Below are 18,697 nucleotides of genomic sequence, written 5' to 3' on the forward strand. Positions count from 1 at the left end.
AGGGGGGCCTATGCGCATCTATTGTGACTTCGATGGTACGATCAGCAGTACCGATACGGCAGACCTCGTATTCGGTCATTTTGCGGATCCGAAGTGGGAGGCGATCGAAGCAAGCTGGAACGCCGGGGAGATCGAAGCCTCGACCTGCATGAAGCAGCAGGTCGAACTGATCGCCGCGCCACTGGCCGATATCGAGACGCTACTCGGCACGGTCAGTCTGCGCAGCGGATTTCGCGAGTTTCTGGGCTGGAGCAAGGCAAACGACATTCCGGTCAGCGTCGTTAGCGACGGGGTCGATCATTTCATACGCCATATCTTGATCCGTCACGGAATTGACGATGTGCCGGTCATCGCTAATCGGCTCGTTTCGACTGGCCCTGGTCGCTGGTCGCTCGATCAGCCATGGCGCAAAACCGGATGCAAAGGTGGCTGCGGCGTGTGCAAGTGCGCGATCGTCGAAACCGGCGAAGATGAGCGGCCGACGGTATTCATCGGCGACGGCAGGTCCGATTTCTGTGTGGCCGCCCAGCCCGACATATTGTTCGCCACGGCTGGCCTGGATCGCTTTTGCGGCGAGCGCTCGATACCGTTTCTTCCGTTCAATACATTCGCCGACGTGCAGGCGGCGTTGGCAGGCCTCACTGGACTAAGCGTCGCTCGCGCAGCCTGATCTCCCTCCGCTTCACCAATTTTAGGAACCCGCTTTCATGGCGACTGTCATCAAGGAAATCTCCTCCTCCACCGCCGACCTCGACGAACTGCGTCGGCTCGAGGAGCTCTACTGCTCCCACGGTGACACAGTCCATTATGTGCCCGAGCCCAAATTTTTCGCGGGATGCGACGGCTCATATCTCTACGACCATGATGGCACCGAATATCTTGACCTGCAGATGTGGTATTCGGCGGTCAATTTCGGTTACAAGAACCAACGCATCGTCAATGCGCTGAAGCGCCAGATCGACCAACTTCCGCAGGTCGCCTCGCAATATGTGCACCGCGAGAAGGTCGAATTGGCAGCGATGATCGCGCAAGACGCTGAGGCCAAATTCGGTGCCAAGGGTCGCGTCCATTTCAACGTCGGCGGCGCACAGGCGGTCGAAGATTCGCTCAAGCTTGTCCGCAACTATACCGGAGGCAAGAGCCTGATGTTTGCGTTTGAGGGCGGCTATCATGGTCGCACCCTTGGCGCCTCGGCGATCACCTCTTCGTATCGCTACCGGCGTCGCTACGGCCATTTCGGTGAGCGTGCCCAGTTCATCGAATTTCCCTACCATTTTCGCGGCCCCAAGGGGATGTCGAAGGAGGAATACGGTCATCACTGCGTTGCCAAATTCAAGCGGCTGTTCGAGACCGAATATAATGGCGTGTGGGATCCAAAGGTCGGTCAGGCTGAATATGCCGCTTTTTATGTCGAACCGATCCAGGGCACCGGCGGCTATGTGATCCCGCCGTTGAACTTCTTCTCAGAGTTGAAGAAGGTACTCGATCAATATGGCATCTTGATGGTCGTCGATGAAATTCAGATGGGGTTCTTCCGGACGGGCAAGCTCTGGTCGATTGAGCATTTTGGTGTCAGTCCCGATGTCATCACCTTCGGCAAGGCGCTAACCAACGGCCTCAATCCGCTATCAGGCGTATGGGCGCGAGAAGCGCTGATCAATCCGACGGTTTTCCCGGCGGGTTCGACCCATTCGACCTTCAATGCCAACCCGCTCGGCACCGCCGTAGGGCTCGAGGTAATGAAGCTTTGCGCCGATGGCGGCTATGAGACGACCGTGCCGCAAAAGGGCGCTTATTTCCTCGAAGGCCTGAAGGAGCTCCAGAAGCGTTGGCCCGAGATCGGCGATGTCGATGGCCTCGGCCTGGCGCTGCGTTGCGAGATCACCCAAGCTGACGGATATACGCCCAACAAACCGCTTCTCGACCGCATGGAGGAGGAAGCGTTAAAGGGCGACCTTCACGTCGGCGGCAAGCACATGGGCCTCGTGCTCGATGTCGGCGGCTATTACAAGAACGTCATCACGCTCGCGCCGTCGCTCGACATCAGCTACGCTGAAATAGATTTGGCCCTCCAGTTGCTGGATCAGCTCCTGCGCCGCTGTGTCTCGCGCTGAGCCGATATGATCGCTGCGGGCCTGCTTCTGTTCTGCATCCTCGCGGAATCGGTTCGCGAGCTCTGCTTCAAGGCGACCGCAACATCGCTGCACGGCGCGGTGACTCGTCGGGATTGGCGTAGGGTCTGCGCCAACAGCTTGCTATGGTCGGGTATCGCGCTGTGGGTGATCGAAACGCTGGCGTGGGTCGCGGCGCTCGATCGGGTGCCGCTGGGCATAGGCTATCCTGTCCGTGCCACAAGCTATGTGCTCATTCCGCTGCTCGCTTGGTTGGTGCTACACGAGCGGCTTGAGCGCGGCCAGATCGCCGGCATAGCCCTGATCGCGGCTGGGATCGGATGTGTCGGGCTGTCGACGTCTTGAGCAGCGACAGCGCGACACCGGCAGACGGCATCTTTCTCGCGGGCATCGGCGATGACGCGGTGTTGCTGCTGCACGGGCTTACCGGCGCGCCCGCCGAGATGTACCCGCTCGGCAAGCAGTTGCGCCGCGCGGGCGCTACCGTCTATGCCCCGCTCATCGCCGGCCATGGCGGCAGCAATGCGCTGCTGCTGTCGACGAGCTGGCCGGATTGGCTGGCTTCGGCCGAGCGGGCGTTCGACCAGCTGGCGCGCAGACACAGGCGGGTGCATGTGGGGGGCATCTGCCTCGGCGCGATGCTGGCCGTGGCGTTGGCCGTGCGGCGCGACGTTCACCGAATGGCCGTGTATGGGCCGACCTTCCGCTACGACGGCTGGTCGATGCCGCGGATTGCCGGCTATCGCCGCCTGATATTGCTGCTCGCCGGCCTGCCTTTGGTTCGGAACATCGCCATGGACGAACAGGCGCCCTTTGGTTTGAAGGACGAAAAGGTGAGAGCGTTCGTCGTGGCAGCGCAGCAGCGCGCCAATGGGGGTGTTGTTGACGGCTTCCCCCTCGGCGCGATACGCCAGCTCTATCAGCTGGCCGATCATGTCGATCACATTGCACCGATGGTGCGGACACCGACCTTGATCTGCCACGCGGAGGAAGACGATATCAGCAGCATCGCCAATGCGCATCGCCTGCGCGCCGCACTGGGCTGCGAAACCCATCTCGAGATCCTCAGGGACAGTTATCACCTGGTCCATCTTGACCGGGAGAATGGCCATGTCGCGGCCACCACCGCGGCCTTTTTCGGTTTGTCCCGATCCGCGGGACTGCGCACGGCTAATGCCGGTCTTGCCACCAGCAACAAGGCCATTGCATGAACGCGGCCGCGTCGCTTCGTTGGAATGGCCGCGGCACCAGGCGAATGGCATCGATGATCCTGCCGCTGTTCATCGCCCTATACCAGAGCTTCGCGAAACGACTTGCGGAGGATGGTGGCGGTTTCGTACCCCTGCGAAGCTGGCTTGAGCGGATCCTCGTGTCGCCAATACTGCCCGTGCTCGTGGTCGCGGAAATCGCGAGCTTCGGCCTCTGGATGTATATCCTGTCAGTGATGCCGTTGAGCGAGGCGTTCCCGCTAACTGCGACGAGCTATATCCTCGTGTTGCTCGCGAGCTGGTCGATCTTTGGTGAGACCGGGACGGTCCTCCAGGTCATGGGTACTGCAGCGATCATGATGGGCATCTGGCTGCTCGGACGAACCGAGACGGCCAACCCGGCCTGACAGCATAACCGGCAAGGGGCTGCGGCTATCGACCGGCGGCGGCGTCTGACGGCTGATGGAGATGATAGTTGAGGTCGGCAAGTTCTGACGGTGCGTCGCTGACAACGCCCTCCTCACCGCAGGCGGAAGGGGACTCCGAAGCTGCGCAGGCCAATGTCTTTCCAGATCAGATCATACTGGACGTCCGAGTCAGCCGACAGGGGCATCAACTTTATCTCATTCCCCATTCCGGACCAGAGCACGCGGGTCAGAGTCATTCGCTCATTCGATTAATCGAAACCGACCCAACAGGCGCGCACGGAAGCTTGCACAACGCGTTGGACCAAGGCCAATGCCTATTGGGCAGCTTCGCGATCGAGCCTTTGATGTTTGGCGCGGACGGGGTGTTAACCGCTCGTCTGGTCAAGATACATAGTTTCAGCGCAACGCCTTCCACCCGCATGGCCACGCCCACGCGATGGCCGGCAGTGAGGATGGTGTGGGCGCTTTGGGCGTGCCTCCGTCCGAAGTGGCCGAAGTGACTATGCCGATAGCACCTACGCGGGGCACTCGCGCAACATCGATAAGGAGATTTTCGCCCGTGAGATTCGTTTCCCTTGCCGTTCCTTGCTCATGGCAGCACCAGGAATCGCCCAACCGGCGGAATCCGATCTCTCGTCGCGGATTATGGCGTTTGACGATGCCGTAATCGCCGTCAGGAAATCCGGTGGTGACGGGCCAGCGCGTGCTGGCCACTTCGAACCCCTTATCCGCGAACATTATGACATGCCCACGATCGCTACGATCGTCGTCGGACCGAAATGGTCATCGACTTCGTCCGACGATCGCCATGCCGTGATCGCGGCGCTGACCGGCACTCGGCATTGACGCTGACGCGGAGCTTCGGATAGTTCGATGCGAGAAGTTCAGCGTCGACCCGCAGCTCATCCTCCGTGGGAACAGCCGTATCATCAAGGTCATGATCGTATCGTCGGGCAAGAAGGACCTGCTTTTCTATCAATTGCGCGAGGGATCCCGCGGGTGGAGGATCGTTGATGTGATATCGGGCGGGGTCAGTTTTCCGCGCCCGTACATCTGACGTTTGACGAGTTTTAGCTTGGTGATCTGTCCTTCGGTCTGGCGATGCGCCCCATGAGAGAGGATGGCGGCCGGGACAGCGGCGGATGTTGGCCGATGCGTTGCCAGGTTGCTTCCACAGTGCTCTTGGAGGCATTTCGCAAGAGCAGTTTGAGCTTAGCGAACACCTGTTCGATCCGGTTCCTTTCCGGGAATAGGTGGCAGGAACAGTAGCCGAGCACCTGCTGGACGGATGGTCTTGCGAACGGCCTGGCCCTTGTTACTGCCGAGGTTGTCCATGGTGACGTTGTCACCCGGCGAGAGCGTCTCCTAGCCGATCACGCCGCGCGTTGCTGGGGGCGATGAACGACCAGGTCGCAGCGCGGCGATGGAAGCGATCATGACAGTGCCCGTGATCGACATCGCGACGATCGACGTAACGATGGTACTTTCTTGAGGCAAGCCGATAAGTGGACCTTCATGATCAAGACAAGCTGCTGTCGATCAGAGCGTCCACGGCCAGTACTCTCAGTGATGTTAAGCAGGTAGCGGTTCGGCATCGGCTGTGATCATGAGGCGGACCGCTTCGAATCTGGCCGATCCTTACCCACCTGGGCAGCTAGGCACCAAGCGCTCCCGCTCATATGGTTGAGCCGCGCGTCGTGCGGCAACCGTCGGGTCAGAAGGACAGGATAAACATCAACACGGTCGCACCAGATCAGCCAGAGCCGTGCCCGGCGCGGCGCCGCCCGCGAGCCGGTGATTTCGTGCGCCAGGCAGTCCGATGGTCGATCAGTACGTAACGCAGTCGTCACGCGACGCCAGAATCGAGGCCCCATCCGGGAGCCCACTGCTGCTCGGGTCCGTCGGGTTGGCGCTGCTGGTTTGTGGCGGGCTTCTCCTCTATGGCTCCAGCCGCGGCGTCGATCTCACCGATGAAGTCTTCTACCTCATCTGGACCCGTAACCCCGAAGCCTATCCGCTCACCTATCAGCCATTCGGCTACCTGCTGAACCCGCTCTTCAATCTGGTACACGGAAATCTCGAGCTGTACCGCTTGGCTGGGTTCGGCATCACGGCTGGTGCCGGTGCCCTGCTAGGCTGGTCGAGCGCGCAGCGTTCTGAGATGCGCGCGTGCTTCGCTGCATACGGCGCGCTGGCGGCGCTCACGATTTTCTTTCCCTGGATCATTACGCCCAGCTACAATTCGGCGGCGAACGTGGGTGCGATGCTGATCATCGCTGGCATGCTGAACCTGACGGAAAGCGATTTGCGTCAGGCGGTTCTCGGCATTATCGCAACGGCAGGCGGGCTCTGCTGCGCTTGCTTCGCCAAGCCCCCGTTGTTCGCAATCAGTGTAGCGATCGTGGCAATCGGCCTTGTCCGGCGCCCTGCGCGAAGGGCACTCCCGTGCATCGCTACGCTGCTCCTCGCGGCCGCACTCATCTCCCTGTTCCTCGCCCCGCCGCGGATGATCGCGCTCGTGAGCCGAATCTTGATCACCCAGCATGTGCTCGCCTTGCCCAACCAAGTGCTTGCATTGCCCGCCAAGGTTGCGCGGGACTTCCTGGCGGCTCCGCTGCCGCTGATTGGCGCCGCCGTAGCAGCGGCTTGCAGCTTTGTACTCCGCCGCTTCGCTTTGTTTCGATGGGCAGCTTACGGCGCCATTGGCTTGAGCTTCGTCTATCTCGCAAGCGTCGCTGATGACACGATCGACGGCAGCATTCCGGACTTCCTCGGCCTAGCCATGGTAACCTTGGGCGCAGGATATGCCGGTCTGCTGCAGAACCAGCCTGGTATCACGCTCTTGCCCACGACGTTGTTGCTCCTGGCTCCCCCCGCGGTAGCGCTCGGCACGTTCAATAATCAATGGTTTCAACTTAATCTCAGCATCGCCTTCCCCTTGCTGGCGCTATTTGCACTGGCATTCGCCGACGCGGTGCGCTGGCGGAGAGCCGCTGCCCTTGCACTTTCCATCCTTAGCCCGATGCTGATCATGCTGCTGGCTGCCTGCTTCCCCTACAGCCTGCCCACCTCAATCTTCGAGCAGCAAATCCCGATCAAGCCGCCGCTCGCGCTGGGGATCATTCGTGTGGATGCCGAAACGGCCGCGTTCCTGCAGGGCACGCGCGGGCTCGCGGGAGGCGCGCTCCTTATCGACTTGTCCGGTACCGGGCCCGGCGTCGCTGTTGCGCTTGGAGCTCGTCCCCCGATGCTGCCGTGGTTGAATCCCGCCACGACAACTTGGCCCGATGTGGTATGGTCGCGACTTAGCGACGCTCAGCGCAATCGGGCCTGGTTCATCCTGCCTGTGTGGCCGGCATTCGCGAACTCCGCCGCCGCAAACTGGCTCGTCGCCCACAAGGGGCGCTTCTGCCAGACGATGCTCCCCGAGATAACCTTCTGGAAAAAGGAGCGTAGGCTACAACTCTGGCGTCCCTGCAGATGTCAGCCAAACGAAGTTCCGAAGCCGTCTTTTCGCGCCGAGGTCCCGGTTCCTAGTAGCGATCATTCCCGTCATTACCTGTCAGAACGTCAAGGGCGGCGCTTCGCGCGACTAGTCCGCGCGGCCGGCCAGCCGGGGCTCGACGCCTCTTGGGATCGTCGCGACCTTCCCCTGCCAGATCTCGCAGTCGGTTTTCTCGCCGCGGTGCGCGAATATGAGCGTCTGCTCGCCGCACTGTGAGCATGGTGGGCCGGACTGTTACAGTTCAATCGGCATAGGATCGGCGGGCGGCGGTGTGACCGCAAGCAACTGGCGGGCTCGTTCCAGAGGTACTTTCGCGTACCGCTGGTGAGCACCCGAATGTTCAAATGTTGGCAGCGATGCCAATGGAAATCGCTTCTCGCTGGGCAACCCGTTCGGCGTGACGGAGGGCTGCCAGATCACCCCACAGCGGCCACGCACGATAAGGTTCGCGATCGATGGCCATTTCTGAGCCTTCGACCTCCCGTTGCATGCTGGCATCGATCCATGCGCAACCGCACGGCCGGCCGATATGCCGATCTCCTGCAACGCTGATGACCCAACGATGATCTAGGGTGTCGCGGTGCGGGCCCATTGACCGAGTGCCGTCCATTGCTGGACAGGGCGAATGGGAGATCCCTCACGATGTCTGCAGAAGCGCTTGCGATTTCATCCCGCTTATCGCCCCTTCCCCTTCCCGATCGGGGTTGGCAAAAATGGCTGTCGGCCGCGATATCGCTGGCGCTGCTCGCGGCGATCGCGAGCCATGTCGACAAGATAGGCCTGGTTCGGTTGCGCAACGACATCCCAGCAGCGCCGGCTTACTGGTGATGGCGTTTCCCCGCCGCGGCATACTTATCATGGACGTTGACTATCTGCATGCGTCCGACCTCGAGGATGTCGTTCACAGTGAGCGAGGTCACCTGATAGGTCCGGCAGGGTCGCTTGACGAAGGGCTGGAGATCGTCCGCCGCGCCGTGCGCATTGATTGCGCCATCCTAGACATCGACCTCCGCGGTCAATTGGTTTATCCCCTGGTTGAGAGCCTGCAGCGGCGGTCTACGCCCATTATCTTCGTTAGCGGCTATGACCGGTCGGCAATTCCCGCGCGTTTTGCTGACATTCCGCTGTGCCAAAAGCCTATCAAGGTGCAGGAGCTCCGCGAATTTTGGGACGCGTGCTTCTCCAATCTGAGGCCGTGTTGCTAAGCGCCCAGCAGATCGCAGAGCTGCATATAGCCGCCGCCCTGGTGAGGTAGGACCCTCGACAAGTGATGGATCGTTGCCGTCCTGCATGGCAAGTCACCCTAGTTCGCTTTCGCTGAACGCGATCATCCGCTTCGCCATGCCATGCTGCATCTGGGATCGCCCTGCACGAGTCGAAGGGCTCGGCACCCACAGGATGAAGCTACCTGACTTGCTGACGGTGCCAGGCGAGCGCTGAGCAGTGGCGTGCCTTACGATCATGTCCAGCAATTCCGCAGCCGTTGGACCGACGAAAATCGGTTCAGCGATTCGCCGCCAGCAATGGACGCAGAGCTTCTATATGTGCTGCGATGGACAGATCGACGCCGTAGCCTCGCGCAATCGCACGAAGATTCTCCGGCGCGCGCTTAGCGGCTAAACCGATATCGATGCCACGTGCTAACGACACGACGTCTCGCCGCGGGACGACCGAACATCCCGGAGCTTCCGACAAAAGCGCAGCGGCACCGTCGAAGCAATCGGTGGTCACCACCGGCACCCCGCAAGCGAGCGCCTCAAGCACAACAGCAGGGAGCCCTTCATAATCCGACGAAAGAGCGTAAACGCTCGCGCGCCGCAGCCAAGGGAGCACGTCTTCCACAAAACCCGGCATCTCTGTTCGCTCGGCGATGCCCAGTGCGCGCGCCAGACGTTCCAGATGCGGTCTGCCGGGCCCATCGCCAAGGATGACCAGCCGTGCTTCGGCGCAATTGATCATAGCGAAGGCCCGCAACAATCGGTCAAGCCGCTTTTGCGGCATCATGCGCGCGAGCGCGAGAATCATAGGGAAAGGGGGTTCAGAGCACGGTGTCTTCAACATCGCGCTGCTCACATAGGGATTCGGGACCGTCACGAACTGCTCGCTTTTTCGGGGGTACATGCCCGACAAACGCTCGCGCTCCGCAGCGGTAAGCGTGAGGATCCGCTCGTAACGGCTGAAAATATGTCCGTAGAGCTGGTGCCTGTAGATCCGCAATACCGGACCCAGGTCGCGGGGTCGGATCACCGGGTTGGTCACCTTCATCGCGTAGCGCGGAGCATCGGGCAGGAGGGGCCGTGCAGCAAGCCCTGTTACGAGACCCATATTATTGCTGCTGGCAAGCACCAGTGCAGGCCGGCTCCTGCTGGTCTCATGACGGATCGCGGACACGCCCCGTAAGAGATCGAGGTGTCGCGAGCCGAGAGAGGGGCCCGCGCTGCGGAGGATCACAGCGGGATCAAGAAGTCGGACCAACGCTTCGCGACCCTCTCCATCCTCGCGGAGTAGGAAGATGCCCGTAGGGATCCCGGCCCTGACGAAACCGTTCGCGAGTAGCACCGCCACGCGATCGGCGCCCCCTTGGGACGGCCGAAGCATTGTCATGAGTATGCCGCCGGAAAGTTCGCCGCCGGTCATTCACGCTCCCGCTTAATCATTGGCTGATGAAAACATATCGGGGCTCCATGTCGCGGGCGTGACACCATGCAAGACGGAACTCCCCAATGCACTGTTTGAAAGAGACGTTGCCGACACCGTAAGACCGTACTTTGGACCGTGGATACGGAACTCTATTTCCTCCTGGGCAAATGGGCTAGAGCGCCACGGCTCATCATCAGTCCGCAGTAGTTCAGCGGCTTCGGAGACGGAAAAACCAATTGGTGACGATAAGGTCAGGCACAAGCACATCGGACGGCGACGATCTCGGAACGCTGTCATCGTCGCATGGCATCGTCAGCAGGATATACGGCAATCTCGGCAAGCTGATGGGAGGCAAGGCGATCGCCGGGCTGATGAGCCTCGGCTATATGGTTATCGCGCTGCGCAGCCTCGGCGTGCGCGACTATGGCGTGCTGATCCTGGTACACACCTACACCATCACCGTTGGTGGCATCATTGAATTCCCGGGTTGGCACGCTGTCGTGCGCTACGGAGCGCAGGCCTCGGAGGCCGGTGACCAGTCGCGGCTGGTCCGCCTGCTGCGGTTGGCGGCATCGGTCGAATTGGCAGCGGGGGTGATCGCAGTCGTCGTCGCGGCGTTGCTCGCCCATTTCGTTGGGGCTCGGCTCGGCTGGTCGCCGACGGCATTGGCCTTTTCCACGCCCTATAGTTTGGCGGTGCTGGCGACCATTCGGGCCACGCCCGCGGGCTATCTCCAGCTCAGGGGGCGTTTCGATCTGCTGGGCCTCCACAACCTCGTAGCCCCAACGGTCAGACTTGTCGGCTCGCTGCTGGCCCTTGCGCTGGGGTGGGGGCTGCTGGGCTTTTTGATCGCCTGGCTGGTTGCGGCGTTGGCGGAATGGGTTTCGATGTGGGGCTTTGGCCTGATGGTCGCCCGTAGGGAGCTTATTGGTGCGCGCCTTATAGGCTCGCCGCGCGGCGCGGTCGCGGAAAACGCCGGAATCACATCCTTCATGATCGCTGCAAATGCGGATATCACATTTGGTGAATTGGCGCCGCGGATCGCACCGCTGGCGGTGGGCTGGATTCTTGGACCAATCGCAGCCGGCACCTATGCAGTTGCGCTCCGCTTCACCACGGTCATCGCGCAGCCGGCCGGTAACCTTGGCCAAGCTTCCTATGCGGAACTCGCGCGGATGATCGCCGCGGGAGGGAGCCGCCTCGCAGTCCGCCGGGCGCTGTTGAAGCTGGTCGCCATCGCGGCAGTCGCCGCTTTGCCGTTCGTCCTCATTGTCGCTTTTTTCGGCGGGCCGCTCGCTCTACTGATAGGAGGAAGGCAGATTGGCGCGGCAGGAGGGATAATGCTGTTGCTGGTCGTCGCGCGCGCCGTATTGCTCGTAACCCCTCCCGCAAGTGCGGCGCTGGTGGCTTTGGGAAGACCCGGCCTTTCGGTCTGGGGAAATGTCGCTTCGTCCTTCGCGATGTTGCCGCTTCTGCCATTGCTGATGCTGAAATTCGGCCTGCCGGGCGCGGCCTTTCACGCATTGCTCCAAGCTATCGCCTCCTCCGCCTTGCTGGGAGGATTGGTCTGGCGCGAGAGTGGAGACGAGGGAATTGACGGTCCAATGCGAGATTAGCCTCGGTGGACATCGGTCTGTCGTGCAGCGCCAGTATTCGCGCGATGCGGGGCCATGCCGCAACCAACGGGCCTAGGCCGCCTTGTGGTCGGACATGGCCGCGATGTGGCTCGCGATGCCGTTAGCGATTGAATAACGCTCGGCAATCTCCCTGAGATGAACCGGCTTTGGCAGCGAAAGCTGTTGCTCCATGAGTGCGGCCAAGCTCGCCGGATCGGTTCTCTCGATGATTGCGCATCCCTCAGTACGGCCCAGCATCGATCTGGCTGCAGGAAAGCAATCGGTGCATAGCACCGGGCAATTCGCAGACATCGCTTCCAGTACGACCGCCGGCAGGCCTTCATAATCGGAAGGGAGAACCATCATGGAAGCGCCGCGGAAGGCATCGGCGACATTGTGAACGAATCCCGGCATACTCACCTTTTCGCCGAGGCCCAGCCGCTCGACCAAGGCGGTCAGGGCGGCGCGCTCCTCTCCCTCGCCCAAAATGCTCAGGCGAAGGTCAGGCGCGCGCAGCAGGGCGAAAGCCTCGATCAATCGTTCGTAGCGCTTCTGGCGTGTAAGGCGCCCAATGCCTAGAATCGTTCGGTACGGTCCCGGATGATCGGAGTAGCTGGGAGCAGCAAGCATCTGTGGAGTAACATACGGATTGGCGACATCTCGGAAAATCGCAGCCGATTCGGGAAAGGCGACTCGCATTTCTTCGGTTTCGTCGGGGCTGAGGGTCCAAACTCCGTCGGTAGCCCGAAAGGTCCGCCGATAGCTCCAGCGCCTTATCCAACGTACCAAACCCCGGTGCCGCGATGAAGCGATCGGATTGGTGGTCTTCAGATAGAGACGAGTCTGGCGTTGCCCTGCCAGCTTACGCGCCAAGGCGGTCACCAGCGCACTGTTGTTGGCGCAGGAGATTATGGCTGTCGGCGCCCGCTGCTTCATGTGGCGTGCCAGTTTCGGGACGCAGCTCAGCAGGTCCACCGCGCGAGACCAGCGCCGTGGGCCCAGATAGTGGATTGCTACGCCCTCTCCGACGAGGTCGACCAGCGGCGCTTCGACTTCACCGCCTTTCCGTAATACGACGAGTTCGACGTCCATGCCATGATCCGCAAACCCGCGCGCGAGATAGGCCGCGACGCGCCCGCTTCCGCCGCGATCGAACTCGTGAAGGACGAAAGTTACACGCAGGGCCTTGCCCAATTCCATGTCTTCAATCTCCCCAGGCGGTCGCTGCAGCAGGTGCAACGGTCGACGGAATACCGGATCTGTTATCCGCCCACCACAGGCCGAAGACGGCGATCGCATAAAGCATGCGGCTGTGGTCCGCCTGGCCCTTGCGATGTTCTATAAAGAGCTTCTCGACCTCGCCCCTCTCGAGGTAGCCTGCATCACCCGCGCCGCTCTCGTGCCAGACGTCGCGCGCAAATCCTCCAAAATCACCTCTAAACCAGGACGCCAGCGGCATCTGAAAACCTTGCTTGGGACGCTTCAGGGTTGACGGTGGGACCAAGGGGGCGATCGCGTCGCGCAAAATGGCTTTGCCTCGGCTTCCACGGAGCTTGAACTCGGTGGGAACGGTCAGCGCCCAATCGACCATCTTGTGTGAGAGCAGCGGTACGCGCGCTTCGACCGAATGAGCCATGCTGGCGCGGTCAAGACGCGTGAGCATCGCCGACGGCATATTGACCGTGAGATCGGCAAAGAGGAACTGATCCAATGCCGACGCTTTGCCACTTGTGCCCGGAAAATACTCTGCTTCCAGATCTGCGTAAGCGTATGGCCCCTCATGAACGGCCTTGAATTCCGGCTTGTATATCCGGCCACGTAGTGCCTCACGGCTGATCTGAGTAGCGGCGAAAAACTGCTGATATCCGTCAGGCAATCGGGCGAATTCGGCAAATCTCTGGCAATGTTGCCGGAGGTAATTGATTTTTGCCGATTTCGTCGGAGGCGCGTTGTTGATCAACGAGAGAATGGAGGAACTCGAATTTATCAACGGACGAAAGCGTTCGATATTCCGAGCGTTCCGATGTCGCTTATATCCAGCAAACAGCTCGTCGCCGCCTTCGCCGCAGAGAACGACTTTCACGTGTTCCGAAGCCAGTTTAGAGGCATGCCACGTGGGTATGGCAGCCATATCCGCGAATGGCTCGTCGAAGCAGCGTTGGACCGCAGGCAACACGTCGATCGCGTTACCGGCCTCAAGGGCGAGTACGATATGCTCACAGCCGAGATGTTGGGCAATTTCCCTGGCGGCGGCCGTCTCATCGATTTTGGCCCCTGGGTATCCAATGGTGAAAGCCTTGTGAACTCCGTGGCCGTTCTCGGTCATCGCGGCGAGTACCGCCGAGGAGTCGATGCCACCCGAAAGAAATGCCCCCACCGGAACGTCCGACTGCATGTGACGCCCTACTGTCTTCACAAGCTGGGCGCGCATCTCATCAGCCCAATCTGTCGCCGACATGCCGGAAACCGGCCGGAGTTCCGGCTGCCAGTAAACATTCCTGATCGGAGGACCGTCCGGCTTCACGGTCATGAAATGTCCCGGTTCGAGCATCTCGACTTCACGGAAAATCGAGCGCGGCCGGCGGACGTGTCCAAAGCTGAAATAATCATGGACGGCGCGATCATTGACACTGAACTCGTGGCCGGGGAGTATCCGCAGCGCCTTCAACTCCGAGGCGAATGCAATCCCGCCCATCTGCTCCGTGACATAGAGCGGCTTGATCCCGAGCGGGTCACGAGCCAAGGTCAACTCGCGATTCAGGCTGTCCCAGACCGCAACCGCGAACATGCCTTCGAGCTTCGCCCACGCGTCATTTCCATAGATCGCGAAGGCGGCCAAGATGGTTTCGGTATCGCTGGTCGACCGGAAGGCAAATCCCCGCTCCACAAGGGGCTTGCGAAGTTCTTTATGGTTATAGATTTCTCCGTTGAAGACGATGGTGAAGCGTCCCCCGCATGCATCCATCGGCTGGTGGCCACCTGCGATGTCGAGAATACTCAGGCGGCGCATTCCGAAACCGAAATCGCGATCCGTAAATATTCCGAAATCGTCCGGCCCCCGGTGAATGATAGCATCGCATTGAGCCGCAATTGTCCTCTCGCCGACATTCCCGCCCAGGCGCCTATACCAGCCTGCGATCCCGCACATCAGGCCCCCTCCACTGTCCCGTCGTCGAAATTGACAACGCCTGCGACAGTGACGTTGCGCAGGCGATCTTCCCGCAGTTCATCGTTCACACGAACTCAACAAATCAGAACCTTCAGCGCTCATCGCTCCGGCCGGTAGGGCCAGTCCGCGTGCATCGGTCGAAAAGCTCGTTCCAAACATGGCAGCGATGACCGACGTCCTGATATTCTAAACCAATCCAGGTGAGGTGGTGCAACCGACCTCATCGATCTGCCTTCGCCTGCGGGTTTGGAACGGCGGTGGCGTCCTTACCAGGTGCGGTTAGGATTCCTCTTTAATCACGATCAGGTTCACCAGGTGGCGCATAGCCTCCCGGTCGCCCTTGCGCTTGCCGACGCGGGGCTCGATCTGGAGATCGTCGTCGCTACCACCAACAAACGGCTGACCGCGGAGGTGATCCGCCTCGGTGCGGGTAAGATAGGAGATACGATTGCGCTGGTCGAACTCGGACTGAGAAACGGCGTCTCGAGCAGGATCGCGCAGGTGCTGGAGACGGTGGTGCCAGCGCGTAAGCTGCTTGTCTATCGCGACAATTTGGATTTCTTCCGATCCTTGGACGCGTTGATCGTTACTGAGAAAACATCGCTCGTTCTGAAGACCCGCTACCAGTTCGGCGATCTCAAGATCATTCATACGCGCCACGGTGCAGGTGATCGCGCGATTGGCTTCGACAAGGCAAGCGCGCGCTTCGACCACGTGCTGGTCTCGGGCGCCAAGATTCGCGATCGATTGATTGCCGAGACTGATCTTACCAACGACCGCATCTCGGTGGTCGGCTACCCGAAGTTCGACATGATCGATGAGGGATCGGCAGTGCATCCGATGTGCAACGACGGGAGGCCGGTGGTGCTCTACAACCCGCACGTCTCGCCGCATCTGTCGTCCTGGTATCGGTGGGGCCGGCAGATTCTGGACTGGTTCTTCGAGCATGACGACTATCATCTGATCTTCGCGCCTCACGTCATGTTGTTCGAACGGCCCTTCGTCCTTACAGTTGATCGCCTAAGGGTCGATCGGCCGGGTCATATTGACGAACGCTATCTGCGCTCGCCCAATATTCACATCGATTTAGGTAGCCGATTGTCGACGACGATGGCCTATACCAATCGCGCTGATATCTACATCGGTGACGTCAGTAGCCAGGTTTATGAGTTCTTGCTACGTCCTCGCCCGTGCCTGTTCCTCAACGCGCAGGGCATTGACGCCTCGGACGACGCGAATTTCGCTCATTGGGGTGCCGGGCCCGTGGTTTCCGACCTTGCTGAGTTTGAAGAGGCGTTTGACCAGGCCCAGGCACGACACGTCGATCTCTACGCGCCGATCCAGCGACAGTTGTTTCATTATAGCATTGATCTCACCGACGAGCCCTCGTCGTTGCGAGCGGCACGTGCCGTTGCTCAAGCCCTGGGTCACCCGTTCGACTGCGCAACCATAAGATTAGCGGACGCAGTGTAGTTGTTCTCCTGCCAGACGCCCATTGTTTTCGTGTGCGGGTTTGCTGCAACTGCGCCGTCTCCACCATGATGCTGAAGGACAGATCAAATGTGACGCGATTTCGATTCCTACACGCACACTCCTCGGTCGGAGATGGTCCTCGACGGCGCAACGAGCGCCTGTTGAACTGGGTTGGTCGTTGGCTGATCTGGGTGTCGCGAAACAACCACTAACATTGCAAATAATACGAAAAACGGCTTTGTTTCTGCGCCAGTCACCTTACCAGCGGAAGACCTCGCTGCGGCCAACCGGTACGGTTCGCCCTCGGTCATCATGACGCATAGGACGGACGTAAGTCCGCTGAGTGAAGCTCAGCGCGATCAACAGATGCGGGTCTGCGCCTTGGTGTCGTCTACGGTCCATGAGAAAAACCGCTGCGAACCGTTTCCCTTCGAGAGCGAACGCCGTTCGAGCTACTTACGAGGGCGATTGGAAGTTGGTTAGCTGCGGCGGCGCGCAATGCCTTTTCGTCGCTCGAGTCGCGACCTCGCTGATCCGCCGGTCACGCAATTGCCTGGCGCTACTGGCAGTCGCCAGTCTCGTGGCCTGTCATCAAGTAGTGCCCCGCGACGGTGAAGAACCGGCGAACATCGATGCGGCCATGGCGCGGGTAGAAGCGATTCAGAAAAAGGCCGATGAGACCAGACTGCGCGCTTCTAACGCTCCTCCACCCGCTGGTAACGCGGGCTCATAGCGCTCGGTTATTTTCGCCATGCGGCTCGCTCGGAACTACTCCTCTTTTCGCGGATGCTTCGCACGACCCTTCGGAACTGCCGCCTCTAATCCGTAATCCCCGTGTGTCTATAATCAGGAGCGATGAGGCCGATCCGGACAGGATCAAGCAGCTCCACGCTCAGGATCTCGAGAAGTTTCCGGACCTCAACAATGCGGGTCAACAATGCGGGTATTCAGCGCAAGATCGACTTGGTCTGGTTCGCAGGCGGGCTCGCGGACATAAGGCCACCTCTCCTTTCTCTAGCGGGAGTTAACGGAAATTTCGGGTCCGAGGGCTGCATTGCGAGCAAGCCGATGGCGTAGCGTGCTATTCCAATCATCTTGATGAGATGGGAGCCATTCTTCGACGCGGCGCCCATTGTCAGCCGGATGCTCGCCCGCGCGCGCTAGGCAAGTCTTCGCCGCCTTGCTCCGCTGCCGGAACACGATGACACGTCTGACGTGGGAGGGGATGCCAACATGGGCGTAAGGCGATCCAGGCGACTTCGGCCGGCACCGTGAACACGACATGGAAATAATGCACCGGCAGCAGATCGGCCCGTCGGGCAGCGAGCTACGGGTCGCGCGTCGTGCTCTGACACTTGGGCAATGCCGATTGCGACAGGAGTTGTAGGCGATCCGGCTGTGCGCGCAGTCCTCGCAAGCTTCGATATGGCCGCGGAGCGCTGTGTCCGGCAGAGCTCGATCGCGGACATGACGCGCCGCTCCACGCGGCCGGTATGACCGCCATGGGCTTGCGCGTAGGCATGACCATGGCGACGGAAGATGTCCGCCAGGGCTGGCCACGAAATCCCCTGCGAAACGAGACAAACCTGAAGCGCCCGAACGTCTTCGAGCCCGAGGCGGTCTGGTGATCGCCCGAAGTAGCGACTGAACTTTGACACCGCATGGAGATACCATCGCTGCGTCGCGGGCGACAGGTTGCGGACGCTCATATCGTCGATCATGCGCCGGCGCAGCGGGCTTGCCGCTGCCGTGGCATCAGTCATGGGATGGTCTCCTGGTTGAGGGTTGGTCCAAGCAACCAGATCTTCTCATCAGGAGGCCATTCCGGCCAATGTCAGCGCCTATCCCGCGTCAGCGGGTTCGTTCAATCCGGTCATTGGGTCGGGACCCTAACAAGCAAACCGACAACGTTGCAAATTACTTGGCAGCTTTCTGCGGCTCGAAACCGCGCTGATACTGGATTTCTGCGCTGGTGCGCGCGCGCGCGACCTGGGCCTTGCTCTCGGCGACCAGTTCGCGGCGGCGGACCATTTCGGCGGCGGCCAGGCGTGCCGCATTGGCCGGTGTCGGGGTGCTGTCGCGGCCGACGATGACGCTTGCGACATATTGGCCACTCGACGGCAGCAAAAACGGCTCGCCGGGCGGAAGCTTGTTGATCACGCTGATCAACTGCGGATCGAGCTGGCCGGTGTCGATCACTCCCTTGCCGCGCGCAAAGCGGAGGCCGAGCTTCTGCAACCCCGCCGCAATGTCGTCGAGGCTGTGCGCATCTTTAAGCGCGGTCAGGCTCTTCACGTTCCTGGGCGCAGCAAACTGGATCTGGTCGAGCATCAGACGCTGGCGGCCGCCGAATTGGGAGGGATTGTCGGCAATATATTGGGTGATGTCGTGATCGTCGGGTATCGGGACGGTCGCGGCGATCTTCTGGCCGAGCATGCTGACCAGAAGGTTCTCCTCGAGCCGGCGCTGCTGGGCAACGAAATCCGGAGTCTTGTCGAGGCCCTGCTCGCGCGCCTTTTGAACGAT

Annotated in this window: 15 protein-coding genes and 3 pseudogenes; 10 read left to right on the forward strand and 8 right to left on the reverse strand. The window is 60.6% G+C overall.

Annotated elements, in window-relative coordinates:
- The first annotated feature begins 10 nt into the window (after window positions 1–10).
- From AAC645_RS19015 to AAC645_RS19035, 5 genes are read left to right on the forward strand one after another with little or no spacing between them, the layout of a single operon-like run.
- Entirely contained in the window at window positions 11–670 is a 660-nt protein-coding gene (locus tag AAC645_RS19015; RefSeq protein WP_340318154.1) for an MtnX-like HAD-IB family phosphatase, read from the forward strand.
- A 37-nt stretch (window positions 671–707) separates the two neighbouring features.
- A complete protein-coding gene (locus AAC645_RS19020; RefSeq protein ID WP_340318155.1) occupies window positions 708–2,114 on the forward strand; it encodes an aspartate aminotransferase family protein in 1,407 nt (468 codons plus the stop codon).
- 6 nt (window positions 2,115–2,120) lie between these two features.
- Window positions 2,121–2,477, forward strand: a complete 357-nt coding sequence (locus tag AAC645_RS19025) for an EamA family transporter (protein ID WP_340318156.1) — start codon at window positions 2,121–2,123, stop codon at window positions 2,475–2,477.
- Window positions 2,474–3,343, forward strand: coding sequence for an alpha/beta hydrolase (locus AAC645_RS19030; RefSeq protein WP_340318157.1), 870 nt, complete (start codon window positions 2,474–2,476; stop codon window positions 3,341–3,343). The genes AAC645_RS19025 and AAC645_RS19030 overlap by 4 nt, the downstream gene beginning before the upstream one ends.
- A complete protein-coding gene (locus AAC645_RS19035) occupies window positions 3,340–3,747 on the forward strand; it encodes an EamA family transporter (RefSeq protein WP_340318158.1) in 408 nt (135 codons plus the stop codon). The genes AAC645_RS19030 and AAC645_RS19035 overlap by 4 nt, the downstream gene beginning before the upstream one ends.
- Before the next feature lie 1,166 nt (window positions 3,748–4,913).
- On the opposite strand, the pseudogene AAC645_RS19040 reads toward AAC645_RS19035, so the two are convergent.
- A pseudogene (locus tag AAC645_RS19040) lies at window positions 4,914–5,127 on the reverse strand (transposase); the annotation flags it as partial.
- Window positions 5,128–5,674: 547 nt separating this feature from the next.
- Between AAC645_RS19040 and AAC645_RS19045 the strand changes: the two are divergent.
- The gene (locus AAC645_RS19045; protein WP_340318159.1) at window positions 5,675–7,489 is read left to right on the forward strand and encodes a hypothetical protein; all 1,815 of its coding nucleotides are present in this window, start codon (window positions 5,675–5,677) and stop codon (window positions 7,487–7,489) included.
- A 124-nt stretch (window positions 7,490–7,613) separates the two neighbouring features.
- Here AAC645_RS19045 and AAC645_RS19050 read toward each other — a convergent pair whose 3' ends face one another.
- Entirely contained in the window at window positions 7,614–7,865 is a 252-nt protein-coding gene (locus AAC645_RS19050) for a hypothetical protein (protein ID WP_340318160.1), read from the reverse strand.
- A 50-nt stretch (window positions 7,866–7,915) separates the two neighbouring features.
- Here AAC645_RS19050 and AAC645_RS19055 point away from each other — a divergent pair, with 50 nt between their 5' ends.
- Both AAC645_RS19055 and AAC645_RS19060 read left to right on the forward strand, forming a co-directional pair.
- A complete protein-coding gene (locus tag AAC645_RS19055) occupies window positions 7,916–8,101 on the forward strand; it encodes a hypothetical protein (protein ID WP_340318161.1) in 186 nt (61 codons plus the stop codon).
- A 29-nt stretch (window positions 8,102–8,130) separates the two neighbouring features.
- Window positions 8,131–8,478 carry a response regulator gene (locus AAC645_RS19060; RefSeq protein ID WP_340318162.1) on the forward strand — a complete coding sequence of 116 codons (348 nt, stop codon included), beginning with the start codon at window positions 8,131–8,133 and terminating at the stop codon, window positions 8,476–8,478.
- A gap of 298 nt (window positions 8,479–8,776) precedes the next feature.
- Here the strand turns inward: AAC645_RS19060 and AAC645_RS19065 are convergent, their stop codons facing one another.
- Window positions 8,777–9,910: a glycosyltransferase gene (locus AAC645_RS19065; protein WP_340318163.1), complete on the reverse strand. Its 1,134-nt coding sequence runs from the start codon at window positions 9,908–9,910 to the stop codon at window positions 8,777–8,779.
- Between the two features lie 242 nt (window positions 9,911–10,152).
- On the opposite strand from AAC645_RS19065, the gene AAC645_RS19070 reads away from it, so the two are divergent.
- Window positions 10,153–11,529 carry a lipopolysaccharide biosynthesis protein gene (locus AAC645_RS19070; protein ID WP_340318164.1) on the forward strand — a complete coding sequence of 459 codons (1,377 nt, stop codon included), beginning with the start codon at window positions 10,153–10,155 and terminating at the stop codon, window positions 11,527–11,529.
- Between the two features lie 72 nt (window positions 11,530–11,601).
- On the opposite strand, the gene AAC645_RS19075 is transcribed toward AAC645_RS19070, so the two are convergent.
- Window positions 11,602–12,729, reverse strand: coding sequence for a glycosyltransferase (locus tag AAC645_RS19075; RefSeq protein ID WP_340318165.1), 1,128 nt, complete (start codon window positions 12,727–12,729; stop codon window positions 11,602–11,604).
- Between the two features lie 4 nt (window positions 12,730–12,733).
- Entirely contained in the window at window positions 12,734–14,677 is a 1,944-nt protein-coding gene (gene asnB / locus AAC645_RS19080) for an asparagine synthase (glutamine-hydrolyzing) (protein WP_340318166.1), read from the reverse strand.
- A 294-nt stretch (window positions 14,678–14,971) separates the two neighbouring features.
- Between asnB and AAC645_RS19085 the strand changes: the two genes are divergently transcribed.
- Complete coding sequence (locus AAC645_RS19085) at window positions 14,972–16,171, forward strand: hypothetical protein (RefSeq protein WP_340318168.1); 1,200 nt, start codon at window positions 14,972–14,974, stop codon at window positions 16,169–16,171.
- A 1,243-nt stretch (window positions 16,172–17,414) separates the two neighbouring features.
- On the opposite strand, the pseudogene AAC645_RS19090 reads toward AAC645_RS19085, so the two are convergent.
- The 3 genes and pseudogenes from AAC645_RS19090 to AAC645_RS19100 all read right to left on the reverse strand — a co-directional run.
- Window positions 17,415–17,736, reverse strand: a pseudogene (locus tag AAC645_RS19090) (transposase zinc-binding domain-containing protein); the annotation flags it as partial.
- A 30-nt stretch (window positions 17,737–17,766) separates the two neighbouring features.
- Window positions 17,767–17,934 (reverse strand): annotated as a pseudogene (locus AAC645_RS19095) (phage integrase N-terminal SAM-like domain-containing protein); the annotation flags it as partial.
- A gap of 154 nt (window positions 17,935–18,088) precedes the next feature.
- The coding region (locus AAC645_RS19100) for a peptidylprolyl isomerase (protein WP_340318167.1) at window positions 18,089–18,697 on the reverse strand (609 nt) is incomplete at its 5' end.

Source organism: Rhizorhabdus argentea (assembly GCF_037861105.1).
GTDB lineage: Bacteria > Pseudomonadota > Alphaproteobacteria > Sphingomonadales > Sphingomonadaceae > Rhizorhabdus > Rhizorhabdus argentea.